The sequence below is a fragment of the Paenibacillus sp. XP01 genome (genome assembly GCF_057364885.1).
This window is the reverse complement of sequence record NZ_CP139481.1, coordinates 621473-647852: the sequence shown is the minus strand read 5'-3', so window position 1 is coordinate 647852 and position 26380 is coordinate 621473. Positions and strand designations below refer to the sequence as shown.

Here is a 26380-nt window from a genome sequence, read left to right as displayed (position 1 = left end):
GCCGGTTCGTCATTTACATTTCTCAAGTTATTTGTGTTCATTTATATGCTTAAGTCCCTTTTAATCAGCTGTTTTAGCGTAACCCTGCTGAGAAGCCATAACGACGTCAATCCGACGGCCAACATGATCCACATCAGCGGAGAAAGCAATCCCCAAGTTTTGCTCATCTTTATGGCAGACATAAACCCGTTATTTCCGGTCAAATGAATGATGAAAACCAACAAAATGATCAAAGGGACCTGAAAAGCGCTTAGCAGCAAATATTTTTTTCCGCTATGCAGAAATTCCCCGTAAATATAGAATCCTGTAATCAGGAATCCGAATCCGGTACACGTCAGGCCAAAAGCCAGGTACTGATCCAGACGAAAACCCTGGTGATGCAATTGGGTAACATACAACGAGCCATAAAAGAAAATCCCGTTATAGATGAATGCCAGCAAGGACTGCTGCAATCTGGACCACATCACGGCTTGTGCGGAAATCGGCAGCCTGCGATAGTAGATCAGCATCTGGGTATAAGAGTCTTCCTGGATGTAGCGAAAAGATCTTCTGCTGAACAAGAAGCCTTGAAAGGGAAGCATGATCATGAAATATCCGTCAAAGACGACGCTCGGAACTTCCTGTTCCCCGACCAGCATAACCCCTCCCATACCGCCGCAGTAAATCATGAATATGGCACTCCATAACCATTGAAAGCGGTCCTTGCTTTGCTCATTCCTTGTTAACCACCACGCCTGTTTCCATGCGCCCATGCCATATCCTGCCTTTCCTCTCATGTCTGTACACATCAAGCAACCGTTGTGCTTAAGTTCGATCCACTGTGATTAGTGTGTATATCAATATACACAGTATACAGACTCATCGTTCGCCTCGTCAACCCTTTTTTTCCTGAATCAGGAATTGGGGTTAGCTTTCTGATATGATAAAATCAACAACACTTCTGATTACGGAAAGGAGGATTCTACCAATGGATGGTTTATTTCAAATCATACCGGTCGTGCTCTTTATCGCCATTGTCATCGCGTTAATCGCATGGAGCTCTTCGCGCAATCAAGCCCAGAGGCGTCGCAGCGACAACGACAGCCGCAACTCGGCGTACAGCGACTCCGGTGCCGGTGCACCCTTCCTATTCGGGGACGATTCGCATCATCGCCATAGCCATCATCATGACCATGCCTCCTCCCACGATTCAGCTCATCATTCCAGCCATGATAGCGGAAGCAGCGGCGACAGCGGCGGCGGTGATGGCGGTGGAGGCGGCGGCGATTGATGCTGGCTGGATAGTTTCTTCCCGCACCGTACCAAAAAGGGCCGTACGATCTGTGCATGCAAAGTGCACAAATCTATACGGCCCTTTTTTAAACTTCATATAAATGAAAATGCATGTTTGCTACGCTCCCAGTATCGTCTCCCACACGGGACGTGTATGCCCGCCTGGATACAACAGATATAACAGCACATACACGACGACCCCGGTCAACGCGCTGCTAAACCAGATCATGGACGTAAATCGGCCCCAGCGCCGATGGGTACTGAATTTTTTCTTGAATCCCAGCACCAAGGTTGAAATGCCGAACACCGCCGCAACGGTGGCCAGAATGATATGAAAAATCAGAAAAATCCGATAAAACACTTCCATCTCCGGATCGCCGCCCCAGGACGTATTCCCCACAAAAACGGTACGCGACATGTAAATGATAAAAAACAATACTGCGGCAACGGCACCGGCGACCATCATCGATTGGTGTGCCTCCCGCTTGCCCCGTACGATCAGCACCCAACCGATGCCGACCAGCAGGGCGCTGATGACAATCAAAGCCGTACTGATCGTGGGCAACAACAAATACATATCCATCGCAAATCCCCCTTTGCTGCAACATCACTGGCGTTATTTCGCCGCGGAATGAAACGGTTCGCCCGTACCGTCCAAAGAACGCGGGTCGTCATCATCTTCTCGCTTTTCCTTGCGATACCATTGGAAAAACACGTAACCCAGCATGGAGATGAAAATCCCTTCCTGAATAAACTTCATCAAAATGCCGCCTACCTGCTGATCCTCTTGAGCCGAGGACAAGAAATTAAAGAAACCCGGTCCGCCGAATGATCTTAGCAATGCCGACGAATCCGTGGATACGCAATATCGCATCGCCTCTGCCCATACTGAAGGATCGCTATATGTGGCATAGAGCGATTGCGGCGCAAAAATAATAAGTCCGCAAGCAGGCGTCAACAGCACCATGTTGAGGAAGATGAAGCCCATTTTGGACAACCCTGATGCTTGCCTGCCTTCCGGCAGGGGATTAAGCAGCGTCCACCACATCAGCATGGAAGTTACAAAAAGTGCGATATAGTACAAACGATGTACCGTGAAATTCAACATGACGTAATCGTGAACAACCGGCAAATGGTACATCGAAAACAGGCCGTTGAACACAACTGCGGCCACAATGGGATGAGCCAGAAACGATAATGATTTGGCCGGCATTCGCCTTGCGATTCGCCGCCATATCCAGACCGGCAGCCCTTTCATAAGCAGTGGAGGCGCCACGAGGTAAGACAGCGCCATGCTCACCATATGAAAGCTAAACATGACATGTCCGAGCAAATTGAACGGGCCGGCTTGAGCCAGATACAGCACCGCCAATCCGACCAGAAACAGCAGTTTCTGCGTGCCCGTCGCCGGTTCGGCATCTTTGACACGCTCGCTGAAAGGACCGACGATCACAAGGTAGGCCGCCGCGACAACGAGAAACAGCGCCAACACCAACGGGTTCCAAAGATCACTGAAGCTGAAATACTGCAATCCAAGCATACGGGAATCCTCCCCGTGAACGTTAATGGTTGTTGAGTTGCTACCCCTAGGGGGCCTCGCCCGAAAGGGGAAAAGACGGCGCTTGGCGCGCCGCCGTCATTCTTTTTACCACCAGACCCAATAGAGAGCCATGATAATACAAGTAAACGCTACGAAAAAACCAAAGGCCATGAACAGGATGGGCATTAAATGCCCTTTATCCTTCATGTGCATCCAGTATCCCAACTGAACGAACACCTGCAGGATGGCCATGACGACCAGCAGAATAATGGTAAAGGTGGCGTTAACTCCGCCTGCCTTCACGGCCGCAAAAGCAATCAGGGTCAAAATAACGGAAAATATGAATACCACGACGTGTTTTTGCGGACCTTCCATGCGGTGACGGTGCTTTGCAGGATGCTGATCCGTTTTATCCTGTGCCGACATGCGCTACCCCACCTTTCCAAGCAAATACACAACCGTAAAGATGAATACCCACACGACGTCGATAAAGTGCCAGTACATGGCCGAGACGTATACTTTGGGCGCGGTGACCACCGTTAATCCTTTTCTGAACAATTGCCCGACCAGAATGCTGATCCATAAAATACCGAAAGCAACGTGGGCACCATGAAAGCCGACCAACGTATAAAATGCCGAACTGAACGCGCTCGTGGTCATGCCGAATTCCTTATGCTTCACGTACTCGTAGAACTCGTAGATTTCCAGTCCCAGAAATCCAAGCCCCAATACAACCGTGATGACAAGCCATAGCGCAAGTTTGTTCCGATCCCCGCGGTGCATGGCCTGGATGGCGAATACGCTGGTCAAACTGCTGACAAGCAGGATGAAGGTCGCCGCCGCCACCAGCGGCAGGTGAAACAGCTCGTTAGCCGTCGGACCGTCGTTCGTCTGGCCGCGCAGGGCCAGGAAGGTGGCAAACAACGTGCCGAACAATACCGTTTCCCCGCCGAGGAACAGCCAGAAACCGATCAGCTTGTTGCGGCCTTCCAGCGTGGCTTTCTCCGGCTCATGGGGCAGGTTTCCGTTTGCTGCCGTTTCGACATGTGCAGTTGTCATAGTGCAGCCCCCTTCCCGTCTTGGTCCTCAGGTTCGATATGCCAGCCATGGTCATCATAGAGCGAGCGCAGCAGCATCGAACCAAAGGTGATCAGAAGACCGATAATGACGACGATGTAATTGTTGAAAAGCCCGTTCATCAACGCATTGCCAAAGTCGTCCTTGCTGAACATGAAGCCCAACCCGGCGATAAAAATGCCTACGGACATGACGAACGGCAGCGGCGTCGCCGACGGCATATGAATAGGTCCTACCGGCTCCGCAGGCGTCATTTCTTTGTGGCCGGCCATCTTTTCCTTCCAAAAGGCATCGATTCCTCGCACAAGCGGAGTTTGCTTGAAATTGTATTCCGGCGGAGGCGAAGGAATGGACCATTCCAGCGTTCGTCCGTCTTCCCACGGATCGGCTGGCGCATTCGCCGGTTTTCTCGTTGTGATGACGATGTTGATCAGGAACAGGATCACCCCGACGCCCATCAGGAATGCCCCGATGGAGCTGACCAGGTTCAACAGGTCGAAATCCTGGTTCGGCAAGTACGTAACGATCCTGCGCTGCATGCCCATCAATCCAAGGAAATGCTGTACGAAGAACGTGAGCTGGAAGCCGATCATAAACGTCCAGAACGTCCATTTGCCCAGCGTTTCGCTCAGGATACGCCCGAACATTTTCGGCCACCAGTAATGCAGCCCTGCAAACAGGCCCAGAACCAAGCCGCCCACGATGACGTAGTGGAAATGCGCCACGACGAAGTACGTATCATGGAACTGGAAGTCGGCCGGCGCGGAAGCCAGCATGACACCCGTAACTCCGCCCATGACAAAGGTCGGAACGAACCCGACGGCGAACAGGTTCGCCGCAGTGAAACGAATCTGTCCCCCCCACATCGTAAACAGCCAGTTAAAAATTTTGATCCCGGTCGGCACCGCGATGAGCATCGTCGAGATCGAAAACAGCGCGTTCGCAACCGTCCCCAGCCCCGTCGTAAACATGTGATGCGCCCAGACCATGAAGCCGAGGAACGCAATGAGGATCGTTGCAAACACCATGGAGCTGTATCCGAACAACCGCTTGCGCGAAAAGGTCGGAATCACCTCGGAAATGATGCCGAATGCCGGCAAAATGAGTATGTACACTTCCGGGTGACCGAAAATCCAGAAGATATGCTGCCAGAGCACGGGGTTTCCCCCGCCCGAAACATCGAAAAAGTTGGCTCCGAGAATCCGGTCAAACGTCAACAATACGAGGCCGACCGTAATGGCCGGAAACGCGAACAGGATAATGGCCGACGTGATAAACGTCGTCCAGGCAAACATCGGCATGCGCATGTAGGACATGCCCGGCGCACGCATCGTAATGATGGTCGCGAGAAAGTTAATGCCCCCGATCAACGTACCCAAACCAGCAATTTGCAACCCGATCGTGTAAAAGTCGACCCCGTGCGTCCCGCTGTAGTCGCTGCCGGAGAGAGGCGTATAGGCCGTCCAGCCCGCATCGGGAGCTCCGCCCATGATCCAGCTCAGATTCAGCAGCAGCCCGCCGAAGAGAAACGTCCAAAAGCCAAGTGCATTGATAAACGGAAACGCGACGTCACGCGCTCCGATTTGCAGCGGAATGACTGCATTCATAATGGCAAAAATGATCGGCATGACGCCAAGAAAAATCATCGTTGTTCCATGCATCGTGATCAGTTCGTTGAACACCTGGGCCGATACGAAGTCGTTCATCGGCTTCATCAGCTGAATCCGGATCAGAATGGCTTCGATCCCCCCGATGCCAAAGAACAGCCCGCCGGCAATCAGATAAAGGATGGCGATTTTTTTGTGATCGACGGTGGTAATCCAATCCATTAAACCCGTGTAGCGCTTGACGCTATGAGCATGAGCCAAGGTTCCATACCCCCTCTTTCGTCCCCGCTATTCTATTCATAGTTCAATTTGTAGTTGGCCAAATATTCGGCAATGCCGTCGATCTCTTCGTCCGTCAATCCGAGATCCTTCGGATTCGGCATCGTATTGCCCGGCTTCACGCTTTGAGGATCATGGAGCCATTCCTTCATGTTGTCGAGCACCGGATTGCCTTCTTCCTGCCCTTCCCGTTTGTTTAGCAGAATCCCGGCCACCGATTCCTTGCCGCCGATTCCGGTGAGATTGGGAGCAACCGGCCCGCCTTGATCGCCCACCGCGTGGCAAGAGAGGCAGTTGGTTTTGAATTTCTCGGCAAGCTGCGCATCTTCGGGGAGCACGGCCGGCGCCTTCATTTCATTGACCCAACGGTCGAAGGATTCCTGGCTTACCGCCTTGACCTTAAACTCCATGAAGGCATGCGATCTGCCGCACAGCTCGGCGCATTTGCCTCGGTATACGCCTTCGTTTGGTGCGGAGAAGCTGAATCTGTTGACGGTTCCATCCGGGTTTGTGTCCATTTTGCCCGCGAGCGACGGCACCCAGAAGGAATGAAGCACGTCTGCGGTTTTTAATTCGAATGCGATTTTTTTCCCGGTCGGGATGATGAGATCCTGTGCAGTGGTGATGTCATATTGAGGGTAAGTGAATTCCCACCAGTATTGATGCGAGGTAACTTGGACTTGAATGGCATTTTTGTCTTTGGAGGCGTCCTCGCCTTGGGCAAAAATGGTTTGGACCGTGGGTACGGCCAAAATAACGACCAGAAGGAGCGGAATGGCTGTCCAAATGACCTCCAGCTTGAAATTGCCTTCTACCTGCTCGGGCACTTCTTGTTGTCCGGACCGCCTGCGGAAACGGATCAGGACGTAAGCGGCAATCGCAAACACAATGATGAGCACAACAATCATAATCGTGATGGAGAGCTTCATCAGATCGAGCTGGCTTTGCGCCACCGGACCCTGAGGTTTCATTACCGACAAGTCTTCCCGCCCGCATGCGGAGAGCAGCAAAGACAACATCGCGATTAACGGGACGATTCTCTTTGCGGCCTGCCACTGTTTCATCATTGATCCACCTCACCTTTGGCATTTTCGCAGATTATGGCGGCATCCTGACAATCTCCAGAAAACGCATCAGGCGGAAGCCACAATCCTGTCCATCTTACGGAAGAACTTGAAAAAATAACGCTTCCATGGCTCCCCCCATTTCCTCCAAAGGGTATGTCTGCGCATTATTCCAAATCATTCTATATGGACAAATCACTTATTAAATATAAGTTGAGGGTATGATTTTGTCAATCTTTGGACACATATTCACACTTTGTTCACATTTATAAAAAGTCCGCACCACCACTCGTTTTGCAAACGATTTCAGATATAAATTATAACCTTTGACTTTGAAAGTATTTTCCATAATTCGGTGAGGCCATGCTATTTTTCTCAACTTCGATCCTGTTTCAAAAAATGTACTTTTATGCAAAAGGAATTCGCTTTCGCGGACTCCAGTTCCTTCTGCGGCCCAAAAGATTTTTTCCCGCCTCCCTGTCTGCTTCACGCCATTTGCAGCATCACCTGCAAAACAGCGTGAAGCTCCGCGACGATCAAAGGTCTGCCTTAACCTAACTGCCACCTGTCAGCACAAGCGGTCCATCCGCCGTAATGGCCACGGTGTGTTCGTATTGAACGCCGACGCTGCCGTCGGCCGTGCGTACGGTCCAACCGTCGTCATCCCAGATCACGGCTCCCGACGAGCCTTTCGTGAAAATCGGCTCGATCGTGATGACCATTCCCTCGGTAAGCATCATTCCCGTTCTTCGTTTGCCGTAAGGAAGCACGTTCGGCGGTTCGTGTATGTACTGACCGATCCCGTGACCGATGAGCGGTTTCACGATGCCATACCGGTGCAGTCTGGCTACCCGCTCAATGGCATTCCCGATATCCCCGAGCGTTTTGCCCGGTACTGCCTGAGCAATCGCCCGATGCAGCGCCCTTTCCGTACGCTTCATCAATTTGCGCAAAACCCTTCCGGGCTCGCCTACGGCATACGTCCAGGCAGAGTCGGCCAGCCATCCGTCTTTGTTGACCACCATGTCTATGGTGATGACGTCCCCGTCGGCCAGCTCTCGCTCATCCGGAAAGCCGTGGCATACCACATCATTTACGGAAGCACATATCGCATACGGGTATCCTTTATATCCCTTTTGCTCCGGCGTGGCCCCCTGCTTTGCCAGAAATGCCTCGACCCGTTCGTTGATTTCAAGCGTCGTTATTCTCGAAGCCAGCCATCGTTCGATCTGCTCATGGCAGCTCCTCAGAATACGCCCTGCTTCCTGCATATAGCCGATTTCCTCTTTGGTCTTCAATATAGGGTCCACTTGCATTCATCCTTCCTGCCGATGTTGTAATTCCATATATATGCAGAAGACCTGAGGCACAGCCCCTTAAAAGCACACAGGCAAGAATCGTGAACGCTACCGCCTAGATCAGCAGCCAAAATGAATGAACAGTGAGCAACAAAAAAAACCGTCTGCCGGAGCCGAGGCCCGGTAGACGGTTCTATTCATATTCGGAACAGTATTCATGGTCGTTCGTTTCAGGATACGGAAGAATCCATTTTGACAAGCTCATGCTCGACCACAGAAGTCAGTTCTTCCTCGTATCCACCCGTAATCCGGTATTTCTTCACATACTCCTTCACGAATTTTTTGGGATCTTTAGGACGGAAAATCCGAGTCATCTCCCTCAAACTTTCTTTGACCTCATTGTGACCTTTCGTTGCCATAGTAATTCCCTCCCAAAACGTTGAAAGTGAATGCTCCGTTTAGGAACGCCGAATAAGTCTTAAATGCCATTCATGAAGTTGTGTACGCGGCTTGAACAAGCTTCTGGTCGGGAACTTTGCGTAGCAAGCACCTGACACATCAATACCCGATATGATTCGGTTCGAATCATGATCTTATTATAGCATATTCGGAAACATCTTTCGAATTGACGATTTCTCCCTAATAAATATAACGGTGTCCATGCCCAAAAAGTTTAATCCGCATTATATTTTTTTAGCGAAATTTTTGAGCTTTTTATTTGCCATTCTCTGCAAAGCATATCACCTGACTGTTCGGGGGATATTATCAAGGACATCATTTTGAGTCAAATTCCCCTTGTTCAAGGAGGTGCCCATTCATGGAACGCAAGGAAAACGATATGCTCCCTCTTTCCCATGAAGAAGTGGAAGTGGATGGTGTTTACGTTAATGAAGCCGGACGCGAGGAACATCTTCATCGCGGACAACATTTTCCCGCCGATCCCGTGCTCGGCAAGAGCGAATGGAAACTGACCGAATTTGCGTTTGACAACCATCATGAAGGCCGAACGGATGAGCGCTTGGTTCCTAAGGAAAACGATACGGACAAAATGGGTAAAATCACGCATCCACGCCGACATTTGGAGCGGGGAGACCGCTAGATTAGAAGACGGCGTGCTATCGAGACAAGCACAACAAATGCTCCAACGGCAAGTGTTGTCTTGCTGACAACAATGAAGGGACATGCTTGCCATGCGCAAAGCAATGTCCCTTTTACCGTACTCCTTTATCCAGTCTCTCGAAGATGGCTTAACAAAATCTTTTGGGAACGCTGTTCAAGATCATGAAACTCGGCTTGAATTTTTTTTACTTGTGCTGCATCAGGCTGATATGAAGGGCAAAACACCAATGCTCCCTCATGACCTCCAAGCGGTTTTTTGCGGAAGGATGGTTGAACACGTTATGTACTTCTTGCATTTCCTGCAACCGTTCGGCGCGCAACATTTCCTTGCGCGGAATCGTTGCGATGCGTTGTCTGAATTCTTCATACAACTCCTTGCTATACGGATACTTTGCGACTTGAAAAGCTGTGGTAAGAAAGAACTCTTCCATGGTTGCTTTCAGGAGCAGGGACTTCCATGCCTGGCTGCCCGCGATCAGTGAAGCTTCGTAATCAGCAATGTAGATGGAACGCTGCATCTCATCCCTTAAGGTCAGCATCAACAGAATTTGAAAAAGCGCCAGAAAGAAAGCAACGACCTGTCCCAGAATGACAAGCGGAAACAGAAGAATGGCCAAAATGCCGCTATCGCTCTGATCAAGTGCATCCTGCCAAGATTGCAGGAGGTTCATCGCCCGATCCACAAAGGCGTGTTTGGCTGCATTTGGATGTGCCAGCAGGCTCATTTGAAAGCTGATTATCGCTATCTTTTCTTCCGTCGTCAAGGCAGCAAGTTGCGGTATGCCGAGCACGAGAATCTTTCTTTTCCCCTTCCAGCTTAAAATATAACTGTTGTAATCCTCGGTCACCCGAATCATGTCCACAGACGGCGCGTTTAATTGTTGCCGTATTTCTTCGATCAGTTGATGAAGTTCGGGATAATCCTCTTTCGTAATAACCCTTCCTGGTAAACGCCTGCGATAAGGCAGCATTACCGCAATCCATAGCAATAAAAGGAGTATTCCCAAAAAACCGAGCCAAGTCGAATTGGTGGCAAAACAAAGAATCGCGAGGCCCAAGATGGCTAACGTCGATGTATGTACAATTAAAGCCAGCATGTACGCATATAATCGATATTTAGTCAGTGGAAACTCTCGGGTTACGCTATACTTGAATTCATCGAGCAGGCGCCCTGAAAAACATTCGTCCAATTTCCGGTTTATTGTTCGGATCCAGCCCGTTTCCCCTTGTTCCTCCTCCTCGGCAATGTTCCAATTGCAATGTTCGCACCAGGCTTTATAGCCCTCATTGACCTCGATGTCTTGCCCGCAGTCCGGACAGACATACCATTCACTGTCATTCAAAATGCATTTCCCTCCAAGCCGCCTAATAGGCATTTATGTTGTAAACCATTGTATAAGCGACTTCAATTGATTTACAGTATCTAGGGAACTACAAACATTTTGCACATTTACGTTAACTCGTTCCAACCTTAATCTATTAGAAAAGCCCTGATTCGGATCATTCCGAACCAGAGCATTGTTTTTCGTATTATCGGTGTCATGCCGCCACTTATTTTAGATGCGCAATCTCTCGCCCTCTTTGGCGAAAACGAAGCGGAGCATCGGGCTGAACATCGGCTGCAGCACCGACATGTGCCCCTCGCCCTCGAAAACGTGATGCCGTAGTCGTTGAATGGAGCTTCCCTCGTAAGGAACCAGCCGATCGTAAAATTGTTTCGCATTAGCCAGCAATTTGGTATCTTCTCCCCCTATGCCGATCATCAGCGAGCAGTCCAACCGGCTGTTCCGAAGCCTTGTCTCAAATTCAGGCAGCATGTCAAACAAAACGCGGTCTTTCCACCAAATCGACGGGCTACCTGCCACGTAATTCTGGAATAAGTGATTCCGCCTCATGAGCGTATACAGCGTAAAAAAACCGCCCAACGAATGGCCGAACAACGCTTGCTGACGCGTATCCACCGGATACCTGCCCTCGATCTGCGGCATCAATTCAAATTCGATGAAATCCAGAAACGTGTCAGCGCCTCCGTTTACCGGCCATGAAGAACCATCCGGACGCAATCCCTGCTGCCGATCCGGGACCGTCAAATCCCTGAACCTGCGTTCCGCCACGAACGGTCCATCTTCCGGATAACCGACGGCAACGATCAGGCCGGAGGGCAGCCCTTTCGGATGGCGGGTTTGCAATCGCATCGCGTCGTTCAACGAAGCAAAGTAGGCATTGCCGTCCACCGTGTACAAAACCGGATAGCCTTCAGGTGGAGGCGGCTTGAGCGGAAGATGAACGAAAATGCGGTAGAGCATTCCATTGCGCATGGAACGAGTGTCCCATGTTTCCGTGCCCGGCAAAGCAGGACTCGCCCCCGTAACGATAGCATCTCCTTTATGGGCAATGCCGCGTCTGATTTCGCTTGGCTTGATGGTACCCTGCCGACCCTTATGCCCATACATCCATCCGAGCGCCTCCGGGAACTGGCGTGCCATAAAAACCAGATCATGCGTTGCATCATCCAAAATGTCCAAACGCAAACGATTTGTTTCCTGCAGCTGCCCGCTTAACCGATGATACACTTGCAGTGTGTTTGCCACCGCATTTTGCTGAATATTGCTCTTATATATGCCTTCCCGATTGCCAAGCGAAATGTACATGCGGATTTCCCGGTTTGGCAGCGAATGCTGCTCCACATACTCCAGCATGCCTTCATACCACGTCGATGGCGATAACATGCCAAAGTTGCCGAAGGCATCGGGCCTCCGATATGCGGCATAGAGCGTAATCAATCCCCCGAGCGAATAACCGACCAGCCCCGTCGAGCGGGCATCTTGAACCGTGCGGAACAGGCGGTCGATCTCGGGTTTGATCACATCCGCCAGTTCATTGACGTAGTTTGCCCCCAAACCTCCAAACGGTTCTTTCCCTTCGGTCGCGGCATGCGCTGGCCAGGGAGTATATTCGTCATTGCGTGCTTCGCTATCCACGCCAACAACGATCACCTCTGCCAGCAAACCTTCACGGAACAACCTGTACATGTAGTTCAACGTGCTCATCATCAGCTTGGCCCCGTCGTGAAGGTACACAACGGGATACTGCCTTCCGGACAAGGCATACGAAGGAGGCAGAAAAACAGTGAGCTTGCGTCCCTCCACCTCCAGCTGCTGCATTTCAATCATCATTTTACCTCCGTGAACGTGACCACATCAGCCACACAAAATAAGGGACGCCGACAATGGACAGCACAACGCCGACGGGCAATTCGGACGGGGAAAATACCGTCCTGCCAACGTAGTCGCTGATCAGCACCAGCGCTGCGCCCAACAAACCGCTGATCGGAAGTGATCTGCGGTGTGCGAGTCCTGTAAGCCGCATCGCCATATGAGGGGCGATCAGCCCGACGAACCCGATGCTGCCTGCCACGGCCACGCCAGCCGTCACTACGCCCACGCTGGCAAACAGCAGCAAGTTCCGTTCCCGCTGTACGGACATCCCGAGTCCGATCAGATTGTCGTCGCCCAGCCGCAGCAGATCAAGCACCCGCGTTTTGCAGAACAGGTACGGCAGCAGCACAACCATCCAAGGCAGAATGGAGACGATGAAAATCCAGTTGGCGGAATTCAAGCTTCCCGCAAGCCACATTGCCGCCCGCTCGAAATCATGCGGATTCATCTTCAGAGAAATGTACAGCGTCACTGCCGAAAATCCCGTCGTCACCGCGATCCCGACCAAAATGAGCTTCTGCGGCTCAAGATGTCCCTTGTTTCGCGCCAGCATGAATATCGTCAGCGCCGCAAGCACGCCACCCGCGACGCCGAATAGAGGCATGAGCATGACCGCCAACCGTCCGGTCGACGGAATCAAGTCCTGGAAGACAAACATGAACAGGATAACGAACATGCCTGCGCCCGCATGGATGCCCAGAATGCCCGGGTCTGCCAGCGGGTTGCGCGTCAGGCTCTGCACGACGGCCCCGGACATGCCCAGAGCTGCCCCAAGCAATGCGCCGAGTACGATGCGAGGCAGGCGGAACTGGAATATGACGATATCATAGTCCGACTGTCCTTGATTGCCAAATAAGGTACCTAACACGTCGCCGATGGAAAGCTTCATCTCGCCGGTCATCAGTCCGAGAAGAAACATGCCCGCAATGGCGGCCAAGGTACAACCGATCACGGCAGCATAACCGGCCGTCGTTTTCTTTGCATTTCTCACGATGCCACCTCCTTCTTCCTGCGGCGAATCAGATACAGAAAGAAAGGAACGCCAAAGATCGCCAGCACGACCCCGATCGGCATCTCAAACGGATAATTCATGAAGCGGGACAAAATGTCGCACAGTCCCAAAAACAATGCACCGAGCGCACCGGATAGAGGAATGACCCGCCGGTAGTCGTTGCCGATGATCATTCTCGCCACATGGGGAATGATCAGGCCGACAAAAGCGATTTTGCCGGCAATAGCCACCGCGATGCCGGTCAACAAAGCCACTGCCAGCATCGAAATGCCTTTGATCAGCCGCACCCGCTGCCCAAGCGCGGCCGAAACCTCTTCTCCCAGCGCGAGCACGGAGATGTATCGGGACAAAAGCAGTACGAGAATGATGCCTGCCAAGGCGTATGGCCAAACCATTTCCAGCTCTCCAAGTTCCATTTGATACAATCTGGCGTTGTACCAGAAACTGATTTTTTGCGGGATATGATAATACATGGCTAATGCATCCGATACACCGTTCAAGAACATGCCTGTAATGATCCCCAATATAGCCAGCGTGACGGGCGAGCTGCCTCGTGGAATGAGCGCAGCCATGCCAAATACAAGCGCAACTCCGAGCGCCGATCCGGCCATCGATACCAGGATCAGCCCCGAGCCGCCAACGTTTGGAACCAAAATCATGCATAGCGTAACGGCAAACACCGAACCGTCCGACACTCCGAGCAGGGATGGCGAAGCCAGGTCATTACGGGTTACTCCCTGCATGACAGCCCCCGACATGGCCAGCATCAAGCCGACCAGCAGTGCGCCCGCTGCCCGCGGAATGCGTGAATGCAGAATGATCTGGTGGTCCACGTTGCCTGAATCGTAGTATATCAGCGCATTCCAAACGTCATCCGGAGCAATATCCTTGGCGCCATAAAGAACCGAACAAGTTACGATCAGCAGCGCCGCTGCCGGAGACAGAACAAGCAGGAGCGCAAGCCGCCTGTTTTTGCGGGAGCCCGAATCGTGATGTTCCATGGTTTTGGTAGTTAACATTGAATCATACCCATACCCCTGACATTATGGTTGAACTTTTTCCATGAAAGCTTTCAAGAACTGGATTTTGCTGTATGCGGTCCCCCCTTGTGCCAACGGGTCCACAATATTTACGTACACCTGCTTTTCCTTGACGGCATTGACGCTTTGGAAAATCGGATTGCTCTCGATCTCCTTAAGCGCGGCCGTATTATCCGGATTCTCGTCCTCCGAGAACTGGATGAACAGCACGTCCGGGTTGATGGCAGCGAATTGTTCCATGGACAGCAGTTCTTGTTTTTCCGCAGCCGCAACGGCATCAGGCACCGTCAGTCCAAGCTCGCCATAGAGGAGCGTGTTGAAGTACAGGTCGGGTCCATAAATATAAATGCCGCCGTCACGGATACGAACCAGCACGACCTTTTTATCCTTGAGCGTTTCGTTCACGGTCAGTTTGGCTTGTTCCAGATCGGATTTGTAGGTTTGGATCAGCTCTGCGGCCTTGTCCTGTTTGCCGCTCAACTCGCCGAGCAGCATCAAGTTCGCTTCCCAGTTGGTTGCAACGTGGGAATACGGAATGGTGGTCTGAATCTGTTTCAGCTTGTCCAATACCGCTGCCTCGAATTTGGTGCTTCCCAGAATGACCTGTGGTTTCAAGGAGAGGATTTTCTCGAAGTTCGGAGTGATTTTCTCACCGATCGACTCCGCTTGATCCGTGATGGAAGCGAACATGTCCGGGAATTTGCCTCCGGAAGTAATGGCTCCTACCGGATGGATGTCGAGAAGAATGGAATCCTCCATCGCTTCAAGCGCACCCGTAATGACATATCGGTCGATCTGGGCAGGCACCTCATAGTCCGTTCCAAGGTAATTTACCGTTCGTGTGCCGGTCTCCGCCGTTGCCGATGCAGTCTCGCCCGATGCCGCATTCTCGGTTGTTTTCGTCTGTGCGGCCTGCCCTGCCGACTGGGCCTCGCCGCTTGTATTGTTCTGTCCTCCGCAAGCTGCCAACATGCCCAGCATGATGGTGGACAGCAGAAGTATCGTTGCTTTTTTCATCTGGTTGACCCCTCCGCTAATATTGATAATCATTATCATTTATTATGAGCGGTTTGCGATGTCTTCTCCATAGACTGCAGGAGGATTCGGCATGGATTTTTTTCCGGCAGACTTCAAATGGTTAAACAAATCCAGGCGTGCCCGGTCCAAACCAATCGGAGAATACTCGCGCCACGGATTGGAGGACAGCATGAATACCCGATCCTGACGAACCACTCGCAGTGCCCGCCATTCGGGCGACCGGCTGAGTGCTTGCCACTGCTCCAGCGTTTTCGAGTCCTGCCGAATCATCAACGCCACGTAGTCCACGTCTTCTGCCTGCAGCTGCTCCCATGTGACCGGCGACCACTCGTCGCCATCTCTCGGAGTACACCGCGGGCGCCGGATTCCGAGATCGTTATACACGTAATCGAGCGTGCCCGCCGAGTCAAATCCAAGCAGTCGGCCTCGGATCATGCGCACAAATAAAATGGAGGGGGCCGCCTTTCGCCCATGAAGGCTGGATATCGCGCGACTTGTCTTTTGGCTTCGGATCTCGAACTCCCGAGTCCACTGCAATGCCTCTTTCTCCAGGCCCAAAATGGTGCCAAGCTGAATCAACCCCTGTTTCCAACTGCCCGGCCCTTCCGGAGGAAGTTTGAACACCGGAGCGATATCCCTCAATGTTTCATACTCCGTCCCGGTAACATAATCCGGACATACGATAAGCTCCGGCGCAGCCTCCGCGATCTGCTTGATGTTCGGGTGTGCTGCCGAATCGCTTGAACCATATTCCAGATGGTAGGGGATGTCGTCCCCGTATCTCTCCAAATAGTAGTTCGTCCATTTGGGATGAAGCGGGGCCAAGTAAGGCAGCTGTTCCAGCGCGAGCAATGTTCCTAATGTGGAGGCACATGCATAAGCGGCGATTTTGTGCTTGCGTTTGCCGATATAGCTTGAGGGGGAAACGCCGAATTCTTTTTTGAACAACCGGCTGAAATAAAACTCGTCCTGGTACCCCACCTCGTGGGCGACATCCTTCAGCTTTCGGCCGGGTCGGAGCATCAGGCGTTTGGCTTTGGCGAGACGCAATTCCGTGATATATTCGCGAGCGCTTTTTCCATATCGTTTCTTGAATTGTTCCGCAAAGTGTTTAGGGCTTAGTCCGGCCAGCTCGGCCAATTTACCTGAGTTCAGCGGTTCTTCCGGATGCTCATCCATGTAATGTTTGACCCGTTCGACGCCGCTGGCCTGCATGGATGAACCGGAGGAGCACGCCGAAGCGGCATCGATCACCAACCCCATGACCTGAAGCTGGGCCCGCAGCTGCTGGATCGGATCTCCCGAGCGAAGCATTGCGCACACGGATCTGCAGCAATCTCCCGCCGCCCCGGGAACAGGATGCGCTGCTTCGTCAGGCAGCAGTGCGGAGATATGCTGCGAAGCCGATTCGAGCATTCCGGGCCGGCTCGTTGACGGCTGGTAGAGTTCCACTCGCAGAATGGCGACGAGCGACGGCTCGCCTTTTCCGATGAATTCAAAGGTCGTGCCCGGATAACAGGTGTAGACCGTGTCCATCTTCATCAACGTGCTGCGGTTTTTTTTCTTTAAATGGCAATGGCCTTCGAGCAGAATGATCAATGTCGTTTGGGTAGCCATCATTTGGGTCAAATGCCCGGCATGTCCAACGGTCGCCAATTCGGCATGATGCAGATAAATCGTCCTTTCCGGCGCTGGTGCAGGGTATGCCGACGATCCGGTTCGCGATAATTCCATTTCATACACTCCTGATCTATGGTTATAAACGATGATAGAAACCACAAATTTGCGGCTTAGATAGATTCGTATAGTTCGCCTATTTATTGAGAATCATTATCATTATAAATGAAAATCAACGCTTTATGTACATTCCCTTGCCATTTCCAGCGCAAAAAAGAACAGCGCTGCAACCAAGGCTGCAACCTGTCCTTCTTCATCGTTGTTCGATTCGAACTCAACGCGGCTTAATTCCTGTTCTCGCTTTGCCATCGGCCGTTCAACATGTCCAGCAGCTCCACCATGATGCGCTGTCTGCCCAGCGGCGTCCAGCTCATCGCAAACCAGTTCGGAATCTCATATACGCGGCCGAGCCGTACAGCCTCCATGCCGGACCAGGCGGGCGTACGCATCAGATCCTGATAACGTTCGCTGCTTCCAGCCAATACATGATGCTGATGAATAAACACATGCTCCGCTTCCAGAACGGCAATCTCCTCCGGCTGCATCTCCAGCCGCCACAGCTCCTCCGATGCCGGTGCGCCGTGATTCAAGGCCAGTTCGCCATAAATCAATTCGTTCAACGGATGACCCGCCCGGCCCTGAATGCCGATCGCCCGGTGATTGACCTGCATCAGCATCAGCCGTTCGTCTCCCAACATGCCGCGCAGCTTCTGCCCGGTCGTTTCGCTCTGCACATACAGCCTTGTCAGCATCTCGGACGCTTCCCGTTCCCGATGGACAAGTTCGGCGATTTGCTCAAAGTTCCTCTTCCAATCCCACACTTCAAAGTCAAGGAATACCGGAGAAGCCGACTTTTTGAACTCGTCCCGGAACTCGGCATGATAATCGTCGGCGATGATCAGATCCGGACTGGACTGCTGCAACAGCGCAAGCTGGTCCTTCACGTGATCCGCATGCTGTTCTTCGCTCTGCCCGGGGTAACGAAACAAATCTGCAACGCATACCGGTTCGATGCCCAGTGATTTGAGGTGGTCTTCCAGGCTCAAGGAGGATGCCACCGCTACCTTCAGCATGCCTCGCTTCATGTACTGGGTGGGCGAAACGCCGACGGTTCGCTGAAACATGCGGCTAAAGTAAAACTCGCTCCGAAACCCGACTTCTGCTGCCACTTCTTTCACGCGACTGTCCTTGGCGCTAAGCAATACTTTGGCCTCGGCCATGCGCACGTTGCTTAAATACTCGATCGGAGGCATGCCGGTTTCTCGGCGAAACAGCCGGGAAAAGGCTGCTGCCGACATGCCGCCGGCCGCCTCGGCCAGCTGTTCGATGCTGATTTTATCGGGATAGTTCCGCTTCATGTACAGGATGCTCCGCTCGATCCGTTCATCCATGGCCTTGGCCGACGGTACAGGCCCTTGTTGGGCAAGGTCATGAATCAGCTGCTCCAACAGCATCCTTCCTTGAAAGGAATGGCGGATGGATTCTTTTTTGCCCAATTGGTACAGCTGTACCATGGCCTGCAGGATGGATTGCGGCTGATGAACCGGCAGCATGCCGGGTGACAGCGCTCCTGCCAATGGCGAGGCAGTCCGTGCCTCGTAAGCTCCTTGCTTTTTCGTTAAACGGATCGGATCGAACCAAATACCGTAATACTCAAACGTGCTTGCTTGCTCTGGAATATCGACGATCATGCCCGGAACGAGCAGGTACAGCTGGAATGGCCGCACCTTTTGCAAGGCTCCGTCCAGCACGATGACGCCCTCGCCTTCGATAATGAAGCATAATATGTATGCGGGAATCCTTAACTTTCCAGCCCCGCTGCGTTTAGGAAATCTGCGTTTGCGTACGGAAGACAAAAGATAGATCTGCTGGGCTTCGTTGGAAAGAGATGACATGGAACGGATGCACCCGCCTTTCGTCAGACTGCATTCTTTTCCTTCATTATATAGCCCTGCGGCCCAGCAGCAAATAAATCATATACGGCGCGCCGACAAGTGCGGTAATTAGCCCCGCCGGAATTTCGTAAGGAGCGAACCATTGCCGCCCGGCCAGGTCGGCCAGCATGACGATAAGCCCACCAATCAGTGCGGCAACGGGCAATCGCACCAGGCTTCGGCTGCCGATGATGCTTCTCGCCATATGGGGCGCCATCAATCCCACGAACCCGATGGTGCCCGCCATCGAAACCGCAGCTCCCGCCAAACCAACGCTGATCAGAATGAACAGCATTTTCATCGGTTCCACCCGAACGCCAAGACCGGCCGTAGATTGCACGTCCAGCAAGAACGAATCCAGCACGCCTGCCTTCCATAATAATAGTAGAAACAGGATCAGTACCCAAGGAAGCAGCGGCCAGAAATGATCCCATGTTCGCCCGTACAGGCTGCCTGCCATCCATACGGAAGCTTGGGATACCCGAAAGATTTTGCCCAACGTTAACAGATAGGTAATCAGTGCCCCGGCCATCGCGGAGATCCCGATGCCAATCAGCAGCATGCGCGAGATCGAAGCCGCCTCCCCTTTTCGCCACGACAGACCATAAATGACCGAAGCCGCGAGCAGTGCTCCACTGAACGCAATCCATGGCATCGCCCGCATCGGGAAAGCAGGCACCAGTACCATAACGGCAACCACGGCCGCAGCCGCTCCTGAATTTAATCCGATTATACCCGGAGAAGCCAGCGGATTGCGGGTAATGACCTGCAGCACTGCGCCCGCGAGGGCGAGCCCGCAGCCGACCAGAAAGCCGGTTAGCACACGCGGCAGCCTGAGCTGGAAGATCGTGAAATGATACTCCGGGTCACCCGCTCCAATCAGGCTGCGCAGCACTTCCATCGGCGGGATCGAGCGCTCGCCCAACATGACATTCAGCACCAGCACGCCTGCATTCAGAAACAATAAGCCCATCAGGATCAACGATGCACGTTTGCGAATATGAGCGGGGATCATGAACGTCTCTCCTTTCTTTGGGCAAGGTAAATCAGAAATGGAGCCCCGAAAAAGGCCGTTACCACGCCGACCGGAATTTCCTGACCCGGCAGTACGAATCTTGCGCCAATATCCGCCGCGAGCAAAAGAAGCGCCCCCAGCAGGGCCGAAAACGGCACAATCCAGCGATAGTCCTCACCGGCCAGCATCCGTGCAATATGCGGCACGGCGAGGCCGATGAACCCGATGGGCCCGGCGATGGCGACCGCACTGCCTGCGAGCAGTACCACCACTGCAATGCAGCCCACGCGAATCAGCAGCATTCGTTGCCCAAGGCTTTGCGCTACTTCTTCGCCAAGTCCGAAAATATTCAGCTGCCTGCTAAGCATGGCCGCGCCAACCCATCCGATGCCGATATACGGCATCAATTGAACCAGCAAACCCATATCTCTTCCGGTCAATGCTCCGGCGAGCCAGAAGCGCATCGTATCCAGGGATTGCTCGTTCATGATCAGAATGCCTTGCGTCAGCGACGCAAACAGCAGATTCAACGTTGAACCGGCCAATACCAGCCTGATCGGCGACATGGCCCCTTTGCCTGCAGAACTGAGCAGAAATACCAGCAAACCTGCCACCGCTGCACCTAGCAGCGATGACCACGCAAACATTTGCAGCGAAGTCGTACCCAGCCAGAACGATGCGATCACTGCGGTCAGTGCCGCACCGTAATTAATGCCGAACAACTCCGGACCGGCAAGCGCATTGCGGCTCACCGCCTGCATCATGCATCCGGCCACGGCCAGCGAAGACCCAACCAGCACCGCGATGACCGCTCGCGGCAGACGCACGCTGCGGATGATCAAATGCTCGCGCGAACCGTCGAATGAAAAGAACGCATCCATAACGGAACGCAGCGGGACCTTCACGATGCCAAACATAATGCTGCCCAGAAATGCGAGAGACACCATAACCAGCAGCAGGGCCAATCCCGTCGCTCGTAATCCTGTATTCATCCTCATTGTTAAATCCACCTCTTGCCCCACATAGCTGATCTATTTCTAAGGTAACGATATGATTAAAGATCCGAGTTTCTTCTATATAAAACGGAATCAATGACAGCAGCCTGTTGATGCAGAAAAATTGGATCGTCACGTTGACGACCCAATTCGAGCGCATGCTATAAAAATCCTTCATTATAGACGTCATTCTGCGGCTTCATTACACCGGCACCGGACAAACCTTATGATGGATTCGCCACATATTGGTTCAGATCGTCCAGCACTTTGTTCACGGCTTGGATCCCCAGCCCGCTGAGCCAGTATTCCCAATCGACCGGATGCACAGCCTTGCTTTGGACCCCTTTCAACGTGGCCCACAGCGGGCTTTTTTCCAACTTGGCGAAGGCATCCTGCTCCCGATTGAACCAGAAAATGATATCCCCGTCGAGATCCGCAATCTGTTCTTTGGTGACATCCTTCGAAAAGCCTGCCTCCTGCTGGGCCGCCGGGCGCACGATTCCGGCATCCTCCATGATCGTTCCTGCAAACGTTTCTTTCAGGTAAATCTGGATTTTGTCCTCACGCGGACGGATCAGCGATACTTCCTTGGCATCTTGTCCGGCCAATGCGGCTTTCAATTCAGCAGCGCGCTGCTCGTAACCTTCCAGCAGTTTTTGGCCTTCGTCCTGTTTGTTTACCGCCTCCGCATGAAGCTTCAGGTTTTCTTTCCAGGTCACTCCAAGCGTTTCAACGAAAACGGTTGGCGCAATTTGTTTCAACTGATCGTGAATGGCGTCATGCGTATCTTTGTTGCCGATGATCAGGTCTGGTTTCAAAGCATCGATGGCTTCCAGATTCGGCTCGTTGACGGAACCGATGTTTTCGATGCCGTCCGTTCCTTGCAAATAAGCCGGGTACGGCTCGCCCGGTGCCAGGATCGATGGCGCTCCTACAGGTTTCACGCCCAGTTGCAGCAGATTATCCAGTGCACCGATGTCCAGCACGACGACGCGGCTGGCATCGGCCGGAACTTCTACTTCACCGTACGCATCCGTGATCGTGCGTGTGTCGACTGCGTTTGCAGTTTGTTCCTCCTGCTTGGTGTCGGTTGTTCCCGTTTCGACTGCCGAGTTCGTTGCAGCACCCGACCCGGCATTCCCGCAACCTGCCAGTACCAACATCAATATCGCTAACAAGGCCCATTGTCCCCAAGATAACTTGCCTTTGTTTTGTCTCTTTACCTGCATTGCCATATGACCCCCAATTCTCCTCTCTGCGTGCTAATTAATAATGATTATCATTATTAAGACAATAGCCCATTTTTCCGGATTATGTCCATGCAAAAATCTGTTGATCTCATATACTTTTTTGAATGGCTGCATTTAAGAGAGTACATTGCTTGGTTCAGAGAGCGGGTTGGGAACTTGATGCATTCTCAATACGTCATCCGGATACATCCTCCGTTTCGTCAGCTGTTCAACTCCGATCTCCGGTTCGAACAAAGAAAACGCCTCGTATCTCGCTTGATGTTCCGGGAATCGGTGCTGGTACTGCTCGATGATTCGGCGAATTCGGTTCCAGAAATGCCGCTCTGGAATGCCGTAATGCTCTTGCATGAACAAAGCCAATTCGCCCAGGTTGATAAAGAAAAAGGCATCATGCACGAAATCGCGCACTGCTTCCGCTTCTTCCGCAACCAGGAACGAATTGCGGTTCACTCTGCGGTGGTATTCCGGCACATCCACCAGTTCCGGGCAGCGACCGGGCTCTGCCAGCAAATCTGTCTTGAAACGGATGCCGTCGTGAAAATCCTTCAGGGCAATCCGAAGGGGCTTGCCATCATCGTGGATTAGCAGCATATTCTGGGCGTGCGATTCCAACGCGATGCCATGGGCGAACAACCAGTGAATAAGGGGGAGGACTGACACATTCAACAGATCGTTCAACCATGCTTCTGCGCCATAGCGTCTGATCCATGGCTCGATGACCGGGCAGCCTTCGGCATCCAGCGTGGCGAGCGCGTTGAACGGCAAGACCGATTCACCCGTTCCGAGTTGCGCATACACGCTCTCCCTCCAGATGCAAGACAATACGCCGTAACCATCCGGTTGGAGCATGTCGGGAACATGACTGTTATCGTATGCGGCCCCGACTATCTCGCCAAGCATGATGACGCGCAGTTCATCCCTTAGATAAGGGTCTTCGCTGGCAATTCCCTGAAGCCAGTCCGTGATGAGGGGAGCGTTCTGTACCGTGTGCGGCGCGATCACCCTGCCCGTGGACGTGTTGATGATGCTGAGCGACAGCTTCAGCGAAGCCAGATCCGGACGGGAGCGATTCGCCAGCGTACGAATGGATTGCTGTGCCGTGTATGCGTGATCGCTGATCCCCAGCGGGACGATGTATCCATTCCGCAAATCCTCTGCCAATACGGAGGTGATTACCAACTCCCATTGCCAGGGATGTACGGGGATCAGCGTGTACGCATCGGCGGCATGGGCTCCATTTTCGCGGAGGAACCGATCAAATCGGGATAACGTCTCTTCCCCAATCTGTTCGCGTACCCATTCCCCGTTGTTAGCAGATCCGATCACTCGTGCTGGTGCTGAACGACTGACACGCACCCGCTCTTTGCGGACAGCCAGCCATAACGGCCTGATGGCATTCCCGAATTCCGGCCCATACTTCAGCTGATCTGCCACACGAAAGCCGATGCGTGATTTGTAGCTGGGATGATAGGGATGGCCCTCGATGACCCGCTGCTCCCACTCTTCATCGTGTACCGGCACGGGATCAGCCTGCCGCAGTGAACGGACATGGCGAGCCAGCGTATCGTTGATCAAGGTCTGCTCCAGCTCCCGGATAAAATGCAGCAGCTTTGCTTCATCAGCCCCGGTTCCCCGGACGACTTCAAGCAGGAAAAGCGGGATGGAATCCGCCTCTTTCTGCTCTTGGCATGATCCTTGCTTCATCACTCTCATGATCGGTTCGTCCGTCAGCCGCAGGCGGCCAAACGTCAGATGCCTTTTGCCTATGCAGAAATAATGCACTTGCTCCCCATTCAGGCCTCGGCCTTCCAGCGTCCATAGTGTGTTCCCATCCGCCTGCTCGGTCGACGTTGCCTGAATAACCTTCTCGTACAGCAAAGATTCGACCAGCTGCCTGAATATGCGCCTGCGAGCAGCCGGGTAATGGTGGGAGGATAGCGCCTCAAAGTACAGTCTTTGCTGCCACAGCTGCCTTTCTATCTCTGCCGTCTCCGTGTTTGGCCCAATATCCCCCATACCCGCCTGCGAATCCTCCCATGCTGCTTCTTTACTCATGCGTTCCCTCCTCCAACCGGTTCGTTTTGCCACAGGGGCCTGTATGCATGCAGCGGGTTTGCTGCCCGCTGCACGCAATCTTCCGTTCCTGCGTGAATGCGCCGCCGGGTTAACTGCTCGATTTCGATCTCGGGCGAAAATACGTCGAATTGTTCGAACCGTTCCCGCAGTTCCGGGAACCTTTCCTGATAACGCCGAATGATCCCGGCCAGCGTTTCCCACCATGCCTCCTCGCCTAACCCGTAATGCTTCTCCAGAAAAAACGAAATTTCCGTCAGGTTGATGAACAGCAGCGCATCCAGCATGAAATCCTTTACCTCGGCGGGTTTATCCTTCTCCACGAATGAATTGCGGTTCACCCCGTGATGATTGGCCGGCGGATATTCGATGTCTGGATAGCCCAATGGGTGGGGCAAAGAAGGACAATACCGGACGCCGTCGTGAAAATCCTTGATTGCAATGCGAGTCGGCCAGCCTTGCTTCAAGATGAGGATCATGTTCTGAGCATGAGATTCGAGCCCTGCGCCGTGTGCATACAGGAGGTGAAGCAGCGGCACTGCCGATACGCGCAGCAACTGAGCGGACCAGCTCTCCAGTCCGTACCGCTCCACCCATGGGGCAATCATCGGTTTCCCCTCGCGATCAAGCTGAGTCAATGCATTGAACGGCAGGGCCGTCTCATCCGCCGCAAGCCGTGGATGCAGGCTTTCCCGCCAAATGGCGCCAAGTGAGCCATACACGTTTCGTTCGAGCAGATCCGGCAGCTTCTGGTGGCGATAGGAAATGCCCGCGATTTCCTTCAGCACGATCAGGCCCAGCTCTTGCCCCAGAAAGACATCTCGCGTCACGGTGCTGCCCAGCCAGTCGGAGATGCGCGCCGCATTCATGATCGTATGCTGCGCCAAAATGCGGCCCGAAGACGTGTTCACGATGTTCATCGGCAGCTTCACGTAAGGCTTGCCCGAATCGGCAACATTCGTCAGCGTGCGAATGGATTGCTGAGGACGGTACATATCCCCGGCTTGTCCAAGATACACGATCTCTCCAGCGTGAAGCTGATCCAGACAGGCCACCGATATGATCCGTTCCCACTGCCACGGGTGAACAGGTACGTATGCATAGTCATTCGCATCGACGTGGGGCAACGTCTCTCGTACGATTTCCCCGAACCTCTTCAGCTCACCCTCACCCAGCTCCTCATGCACGAACTCGTCGTAGGTGCCAAGCGTTTCCGAGAGCGTGACCACGACCGCTTCCCGGTGGATCGCCAACCAGACGATTCGGAATTCGGGCCGGAATTCCGGGCCATACGCCATATTGTCCTCCAGCGTGAACCCGATTCTCGATTTATAACAAGGATGGTATGGATGCCCTTCAATCAGGGCTGACTCCCATTCGTCGTAGTCCGGGGTCTCCGGGTAAGGCAGCCCTGACCTCCAGCGAACCGCTTGAGTGTCCTTCAGCAGCGTTTGCTCCAGCTCGGACGCAAACCTTGAGAGCAATTCTGCTGTCGTACCCACGATTCCGGCGGACATCTCCAGCAGAAAGCGCGGCAAGGATTCCGCCTCCGCGCTCCCCTCAGGCGTGATGCGCAGGATTGGCTGCTCGGACAAGCGGATCCGGCCAAAGCTTTTTTTGCGAACAGCCCTGAATGCGTATTGTACCGGTTCTCCTCTTTCTGTCCTCCCTACCAGCACGTACTCTTCCTCTTTCTGCCCCTTAACGACAGGTTCCCGAATCACTTGCTCGTACAGCAGCGATTCGATAAGCTGCCTGAAGACCCTCCGTCGTACCCGAATCCATTCGTCGGACCTGGCGAGCGATGCTGCTAAACCATTCATGCGTGCGGTACCTCCCTGATCAAATTTTTGTCATGCACTGCCTACCCGC

The 26380-nt window shown here is 52.9% G+C and carries 25 protein-coding genes; 2 read left to right on the top strand and 23 right to left on the bottom strand.

The genetic code is table 11. The features are described 5' to 3' along the window. Positions 1–41: 41 nt before the first annotated feature. Positions 42–752, bottom strand: coding sequence for a hypothetical protein (locus SNR34_RS03040; protein WP_339275915.1), 711 nt, complete (start codon positions 750–752; stop codon positions 42–44). Between the two features lie 215 nt (positions 753–967). Here SNR34_RS03040 and SNR34_RS03035 point away from each other — a divergent pair, with 215 nt between their 5' ends. Beyond that, on the top strand, positions 968–1270 hold the full coding sequence (locus SNR34_RS03035) for a hypothetical protein (protein WP_486181101.1): 303 nt from the start codon (positions 968–970) through the stop codon (positions 1268–1270). Positions 1271–1390: 120 nt separating this feature from the next. Here SNR34_RS03035 and SNR34_RS03030 read toward each other — a convergent pair whose 3' ends face one another. From SNR34_RS03030 to SNR34_RS02990, 9 genes are all read right to left on the bottom strand, one after another. Beyond that, positions 1391–1855 carry a DUF420 domain-containing protein gene (locus SNR34_RS03030; protein ID WP_236417464.1) on the bottom strand — a complete coding sequence of 155 codons (465 nt, stop codon included), beginning with the start codon at positions 1853–1855 and terminating at the stop codon, positions 1391–1393. Positions 1856–1888: 33 nt separating this feature from the next. Further along, positions 1889–2812: a cytochrome c oxidase assembly factor CtaG gene (ctaG, locus tag SNR34_RS03025; RefSeq protein ID WP_486181100.1), complete on the bottom strand. Its 924-nt coding sequence runs from the start codon at positions 2810–2812 to the stop codon at positions 1889–1891. A 105-nt stretch (positions 2813–2917) separates the two neighbouring features. Next, positions 2918–3238: a cytochrome C oxidase subunit IV family protein gene (locus SNR34_RS03020; RefSeq protein ID WP_236417468.1), complete on the bottom strand. Its 321-nt coding sequence runs from the start codon at positions 3236–3238 to the stop codon at positions 2918–2920. A gap of 3 nt (positions 3239–3241) precedes the next feature. After that, positions 3242–3871 (bottom strand): cytochrome (ubi)quinol oxidase subunit III, encoded by a 630-nt coding sequence (locus SNR34_RS03015; protein WP_343262465.1) that lies wholly within the window; start codon positions 3869–3871, stop codon positions 3242–3244. Beyond that, positions 3868–5718, bottom strand: coding sequence for a cytochrome c oxidase subunit I (gene ctaD / locus SNR34_RS03010; protein WP_486182388.1), 1851 nt, complete (start codon positions 5716–5718; stop codon positions 3868–3870). Before ctaD ends, SNR34_RS03015 begins: the two co-directional genes overlap by 4 nt. A gap of 71 nt (positions 5719–5789) precedes the next feature. Then, positions 5790–6842 carry a cytochrome c oxidase subunit II gene (coxB, locus tag SNR34_RS03005; protein ID WP_236417471.1) on the bottom strand — a complete coding sequence of 351 codons (1053 nt, stop codon included), beginning with the start codon at positions 6840–6842 and terminating at the stop codon, positions 5790–5792. Positions 6843–7041: 199 nt separating this feature from the next. After that, positions 7042–7404 (bottom strand): hypothetical protein, encoded by a 363-nt coding sequence (locus SNR34_RS03000; RefSeq protein ID WP_486181099.1) that lies wholly within the window; start codon positions 7402–7404, stop codon positions 7042–7044. After that, positions 7394–8155: a type I methionyl aminopeptidase gene (gene map, locus SNR34_RS02995; RefSeq protein ID WP_236417472.1), complete on the bottom strand. Its 762-nt coding sequence runs from the start codon at positions 8153–8155 to the stop codon at positions 7394–7396. The genes SNR34_RS03000 and map overlap by 11 nt, the downstream gene beginning before the upstream one ends. 212 nt (positions 8156–8367) lie before the next feature. Continuing rightward, entirely contained in the window at positions 8368–8556 is a 189-nt protein-coding gene (locus SNR34_RS02990) for a hypothetical protein (protein WP_236417473.1), read from the bottom strand. 398 nt (positions 8557–8954) lie between these two features. Here SNR34_RS02990 and SNR34_RS02985 point away from each other — a divergent pair, with 398 nt between their 5' ends. Then, positions 8955–9236, top strand: coding sequence for a transposase (locus SNR34_RS02985; RefSeq protein WP_236417474.1), 282 nt, complete (start codon positions 8955–8957; stop codon positions 9234–9236). A 205-nt stretch (positions 9237–9441) separates the two neighbouring features. On the opposite strand, the gene SNR34_RS02980 is transcribed toward SNR34_RS02985, so the two are convergent. The 13 genes from SNR34_RS02980 to SNR34_RS02920 all read right to left on the bottom strand — a co-directional run bounded on the left by SNR34_RS02980 (position 9442) and on the right by SNR34_RS02920 (position 26331). Further along, positions 9442–10599, bottom strand: coding sequence for a M48 family metallopeptidase (locus tag SNR34_RS02980; RefSeq protein ID WP_486181098.1), 1158 nt, complete (start codon positions 10597–10599; stop codon positions 9442–9444). A gap of 213 nt (positions 10600–10812) precedes the next feature. Continuing rightward, complete coding sequence (locus SNR34_RS02975) at positions 10813–12429, bottom strand: alpha/beta hydrolase (RefSeq protein ID WP_486181097.1); 1617 nt, start codon at positions 12427–12429, stop codon at positions 10813–10815. A 4-nt stretch (positions 12430–12433) separates the two neighbouring features. Continuing rightward, positions 12434–13465, bottom strand: a complete 1032-nt coding sequence (locus SNR34_RS02970) for a FecCD family ABC transporter permease (protein ID WP_486181096.1) — start codon at positions 13463–13465, stop codon at positions 12434–12436. Continuing rightward, positions 13462–14487 carry a FecCD family ABC transporter permease gene (locus tag SNR34_RS02965; protein ID WP_486181095.1) on the bottom strand — a complete coding sequence of 342 codons (1026 nt, stop codon included), beginning with the start codon at positions 14485–14487 and terminating at the stop codon, positions 13462–13464. The genes SNR34_RS02970 and SNR34_RS02965 overlap by 4 nt, the downstream gene beginning before the upstream one ends. Before the next feature lie 42 nt (positions 14488–14529). Further along, positions 14530–15543, bottom strand: a complete 1014-nt coding sequence (locus tag SNR34_RS02960; RefSeq protein WP_486181094.1) for an ABC transporter substrate-binding protein — start codon at positions 15541–15543, stop codon at positions 14530–14532. Positions 15544–15585: 42 nt separating this feature from the next. Beyond that, positions 15586–17298, bottom strand: a complete 1713-nt coding sequence (locus tag SNR34_RS02955) for a helix-turn-helix domain-containing protein (protein WP_486181093.1) — start codon at positions 17296–17298, stop codon at positions 15586–15588. A gap of 123 nt (positions 17299–17421) precedes the next feature. Beyond that, the gene (locus SNR34_RS02950; RefSeq protein WP_486181092.1) at positions 17422–17550 is read right to left on the bottom strand and encodes a hypothetical protein; all 129 of its coding nucleotides are present in this window, start codon (positions 17548–17550) and stop codon (positions 17422–17424) included. After that, entirely contained in the window at positions 17526–19136 is a 1611-nt protein-coding gene (locus tag SNR34_RS02945; protein ID WP_486181091.1) for a helix-turn-helix domain-containing protein, read from the bottom strand. The genes SNR34_RS02950 and SNR34_RS02945 overlap by 25 nt, the downstream gene beginning before the upstream one ends. 46 nt (positions 19137–19182) lie before the next feature. Beyond that, on the bottom strand, positions 19183–20190 hold the full coding sequence (locus SNR34_RS02940; protein WP_486181090.1) for a FecCD family ABC transporter permease: 1008 nt from the start codon (positions 20188–20190) through the stop codon (positions 19183–19185). Then, the gene (locus tag SNR34_RS02935) at positions 20187–21188 is read right to left on the bottom strand and encodes a FecCD family ABC transporter permease (RefSeq protein ID WP_486181089.1); all 1002 of its coding nucleotides are present in this window, start codon (positions 21186–21188) and stop codon (positions 20187–20189) included. The genes SNR34_RS02940 and SNR34_RS02935 overlap by 4 nt, the downstream gene beginning before the upstream one ends. A 221-nt stretch (positions 21189–21409) precedes the next feature. Further along, positions 21410–22420: an ABC transporter substrate-binding protein gene (locus SNR34_RS02930; protein WP_486181088.1), complete on the bottom strand. Its 1011-nt coding sequence runs from the start codon at positions 22418–22420 to the stop codon at positions 21410–21412. A 129-nt stretch (positions 22421–22549) separates the two neighbouring features. Then, positions 22550–24490 carry an IucA/IucC family protein gene (locus SNR34_RS02925; protein ID WP_486181087.1) on the bottom strand — a complete coding sequence of 647 codons (1941 nt, stop codon included), beginning with the start codon at positions 24488–24490 and terminating at the stop codon, positions 22550–22552. Next, on the bottom strand, positions 24487–26331 hold the full coding sequence (locus SNR34_RS02920; protein WP_486181086.1) for an IucA/IucC family protein: 1845 nt from the start codon (positions 26329–26331) through the stop codon (positions 24487–24489). The genes SNR34_RS02925 and SNR34_RS02920 overlap by 4 nt, the downstream gene beginning before the upstream one ends. Positions 26332–26380: the final 49 nt, after the last annotated feature.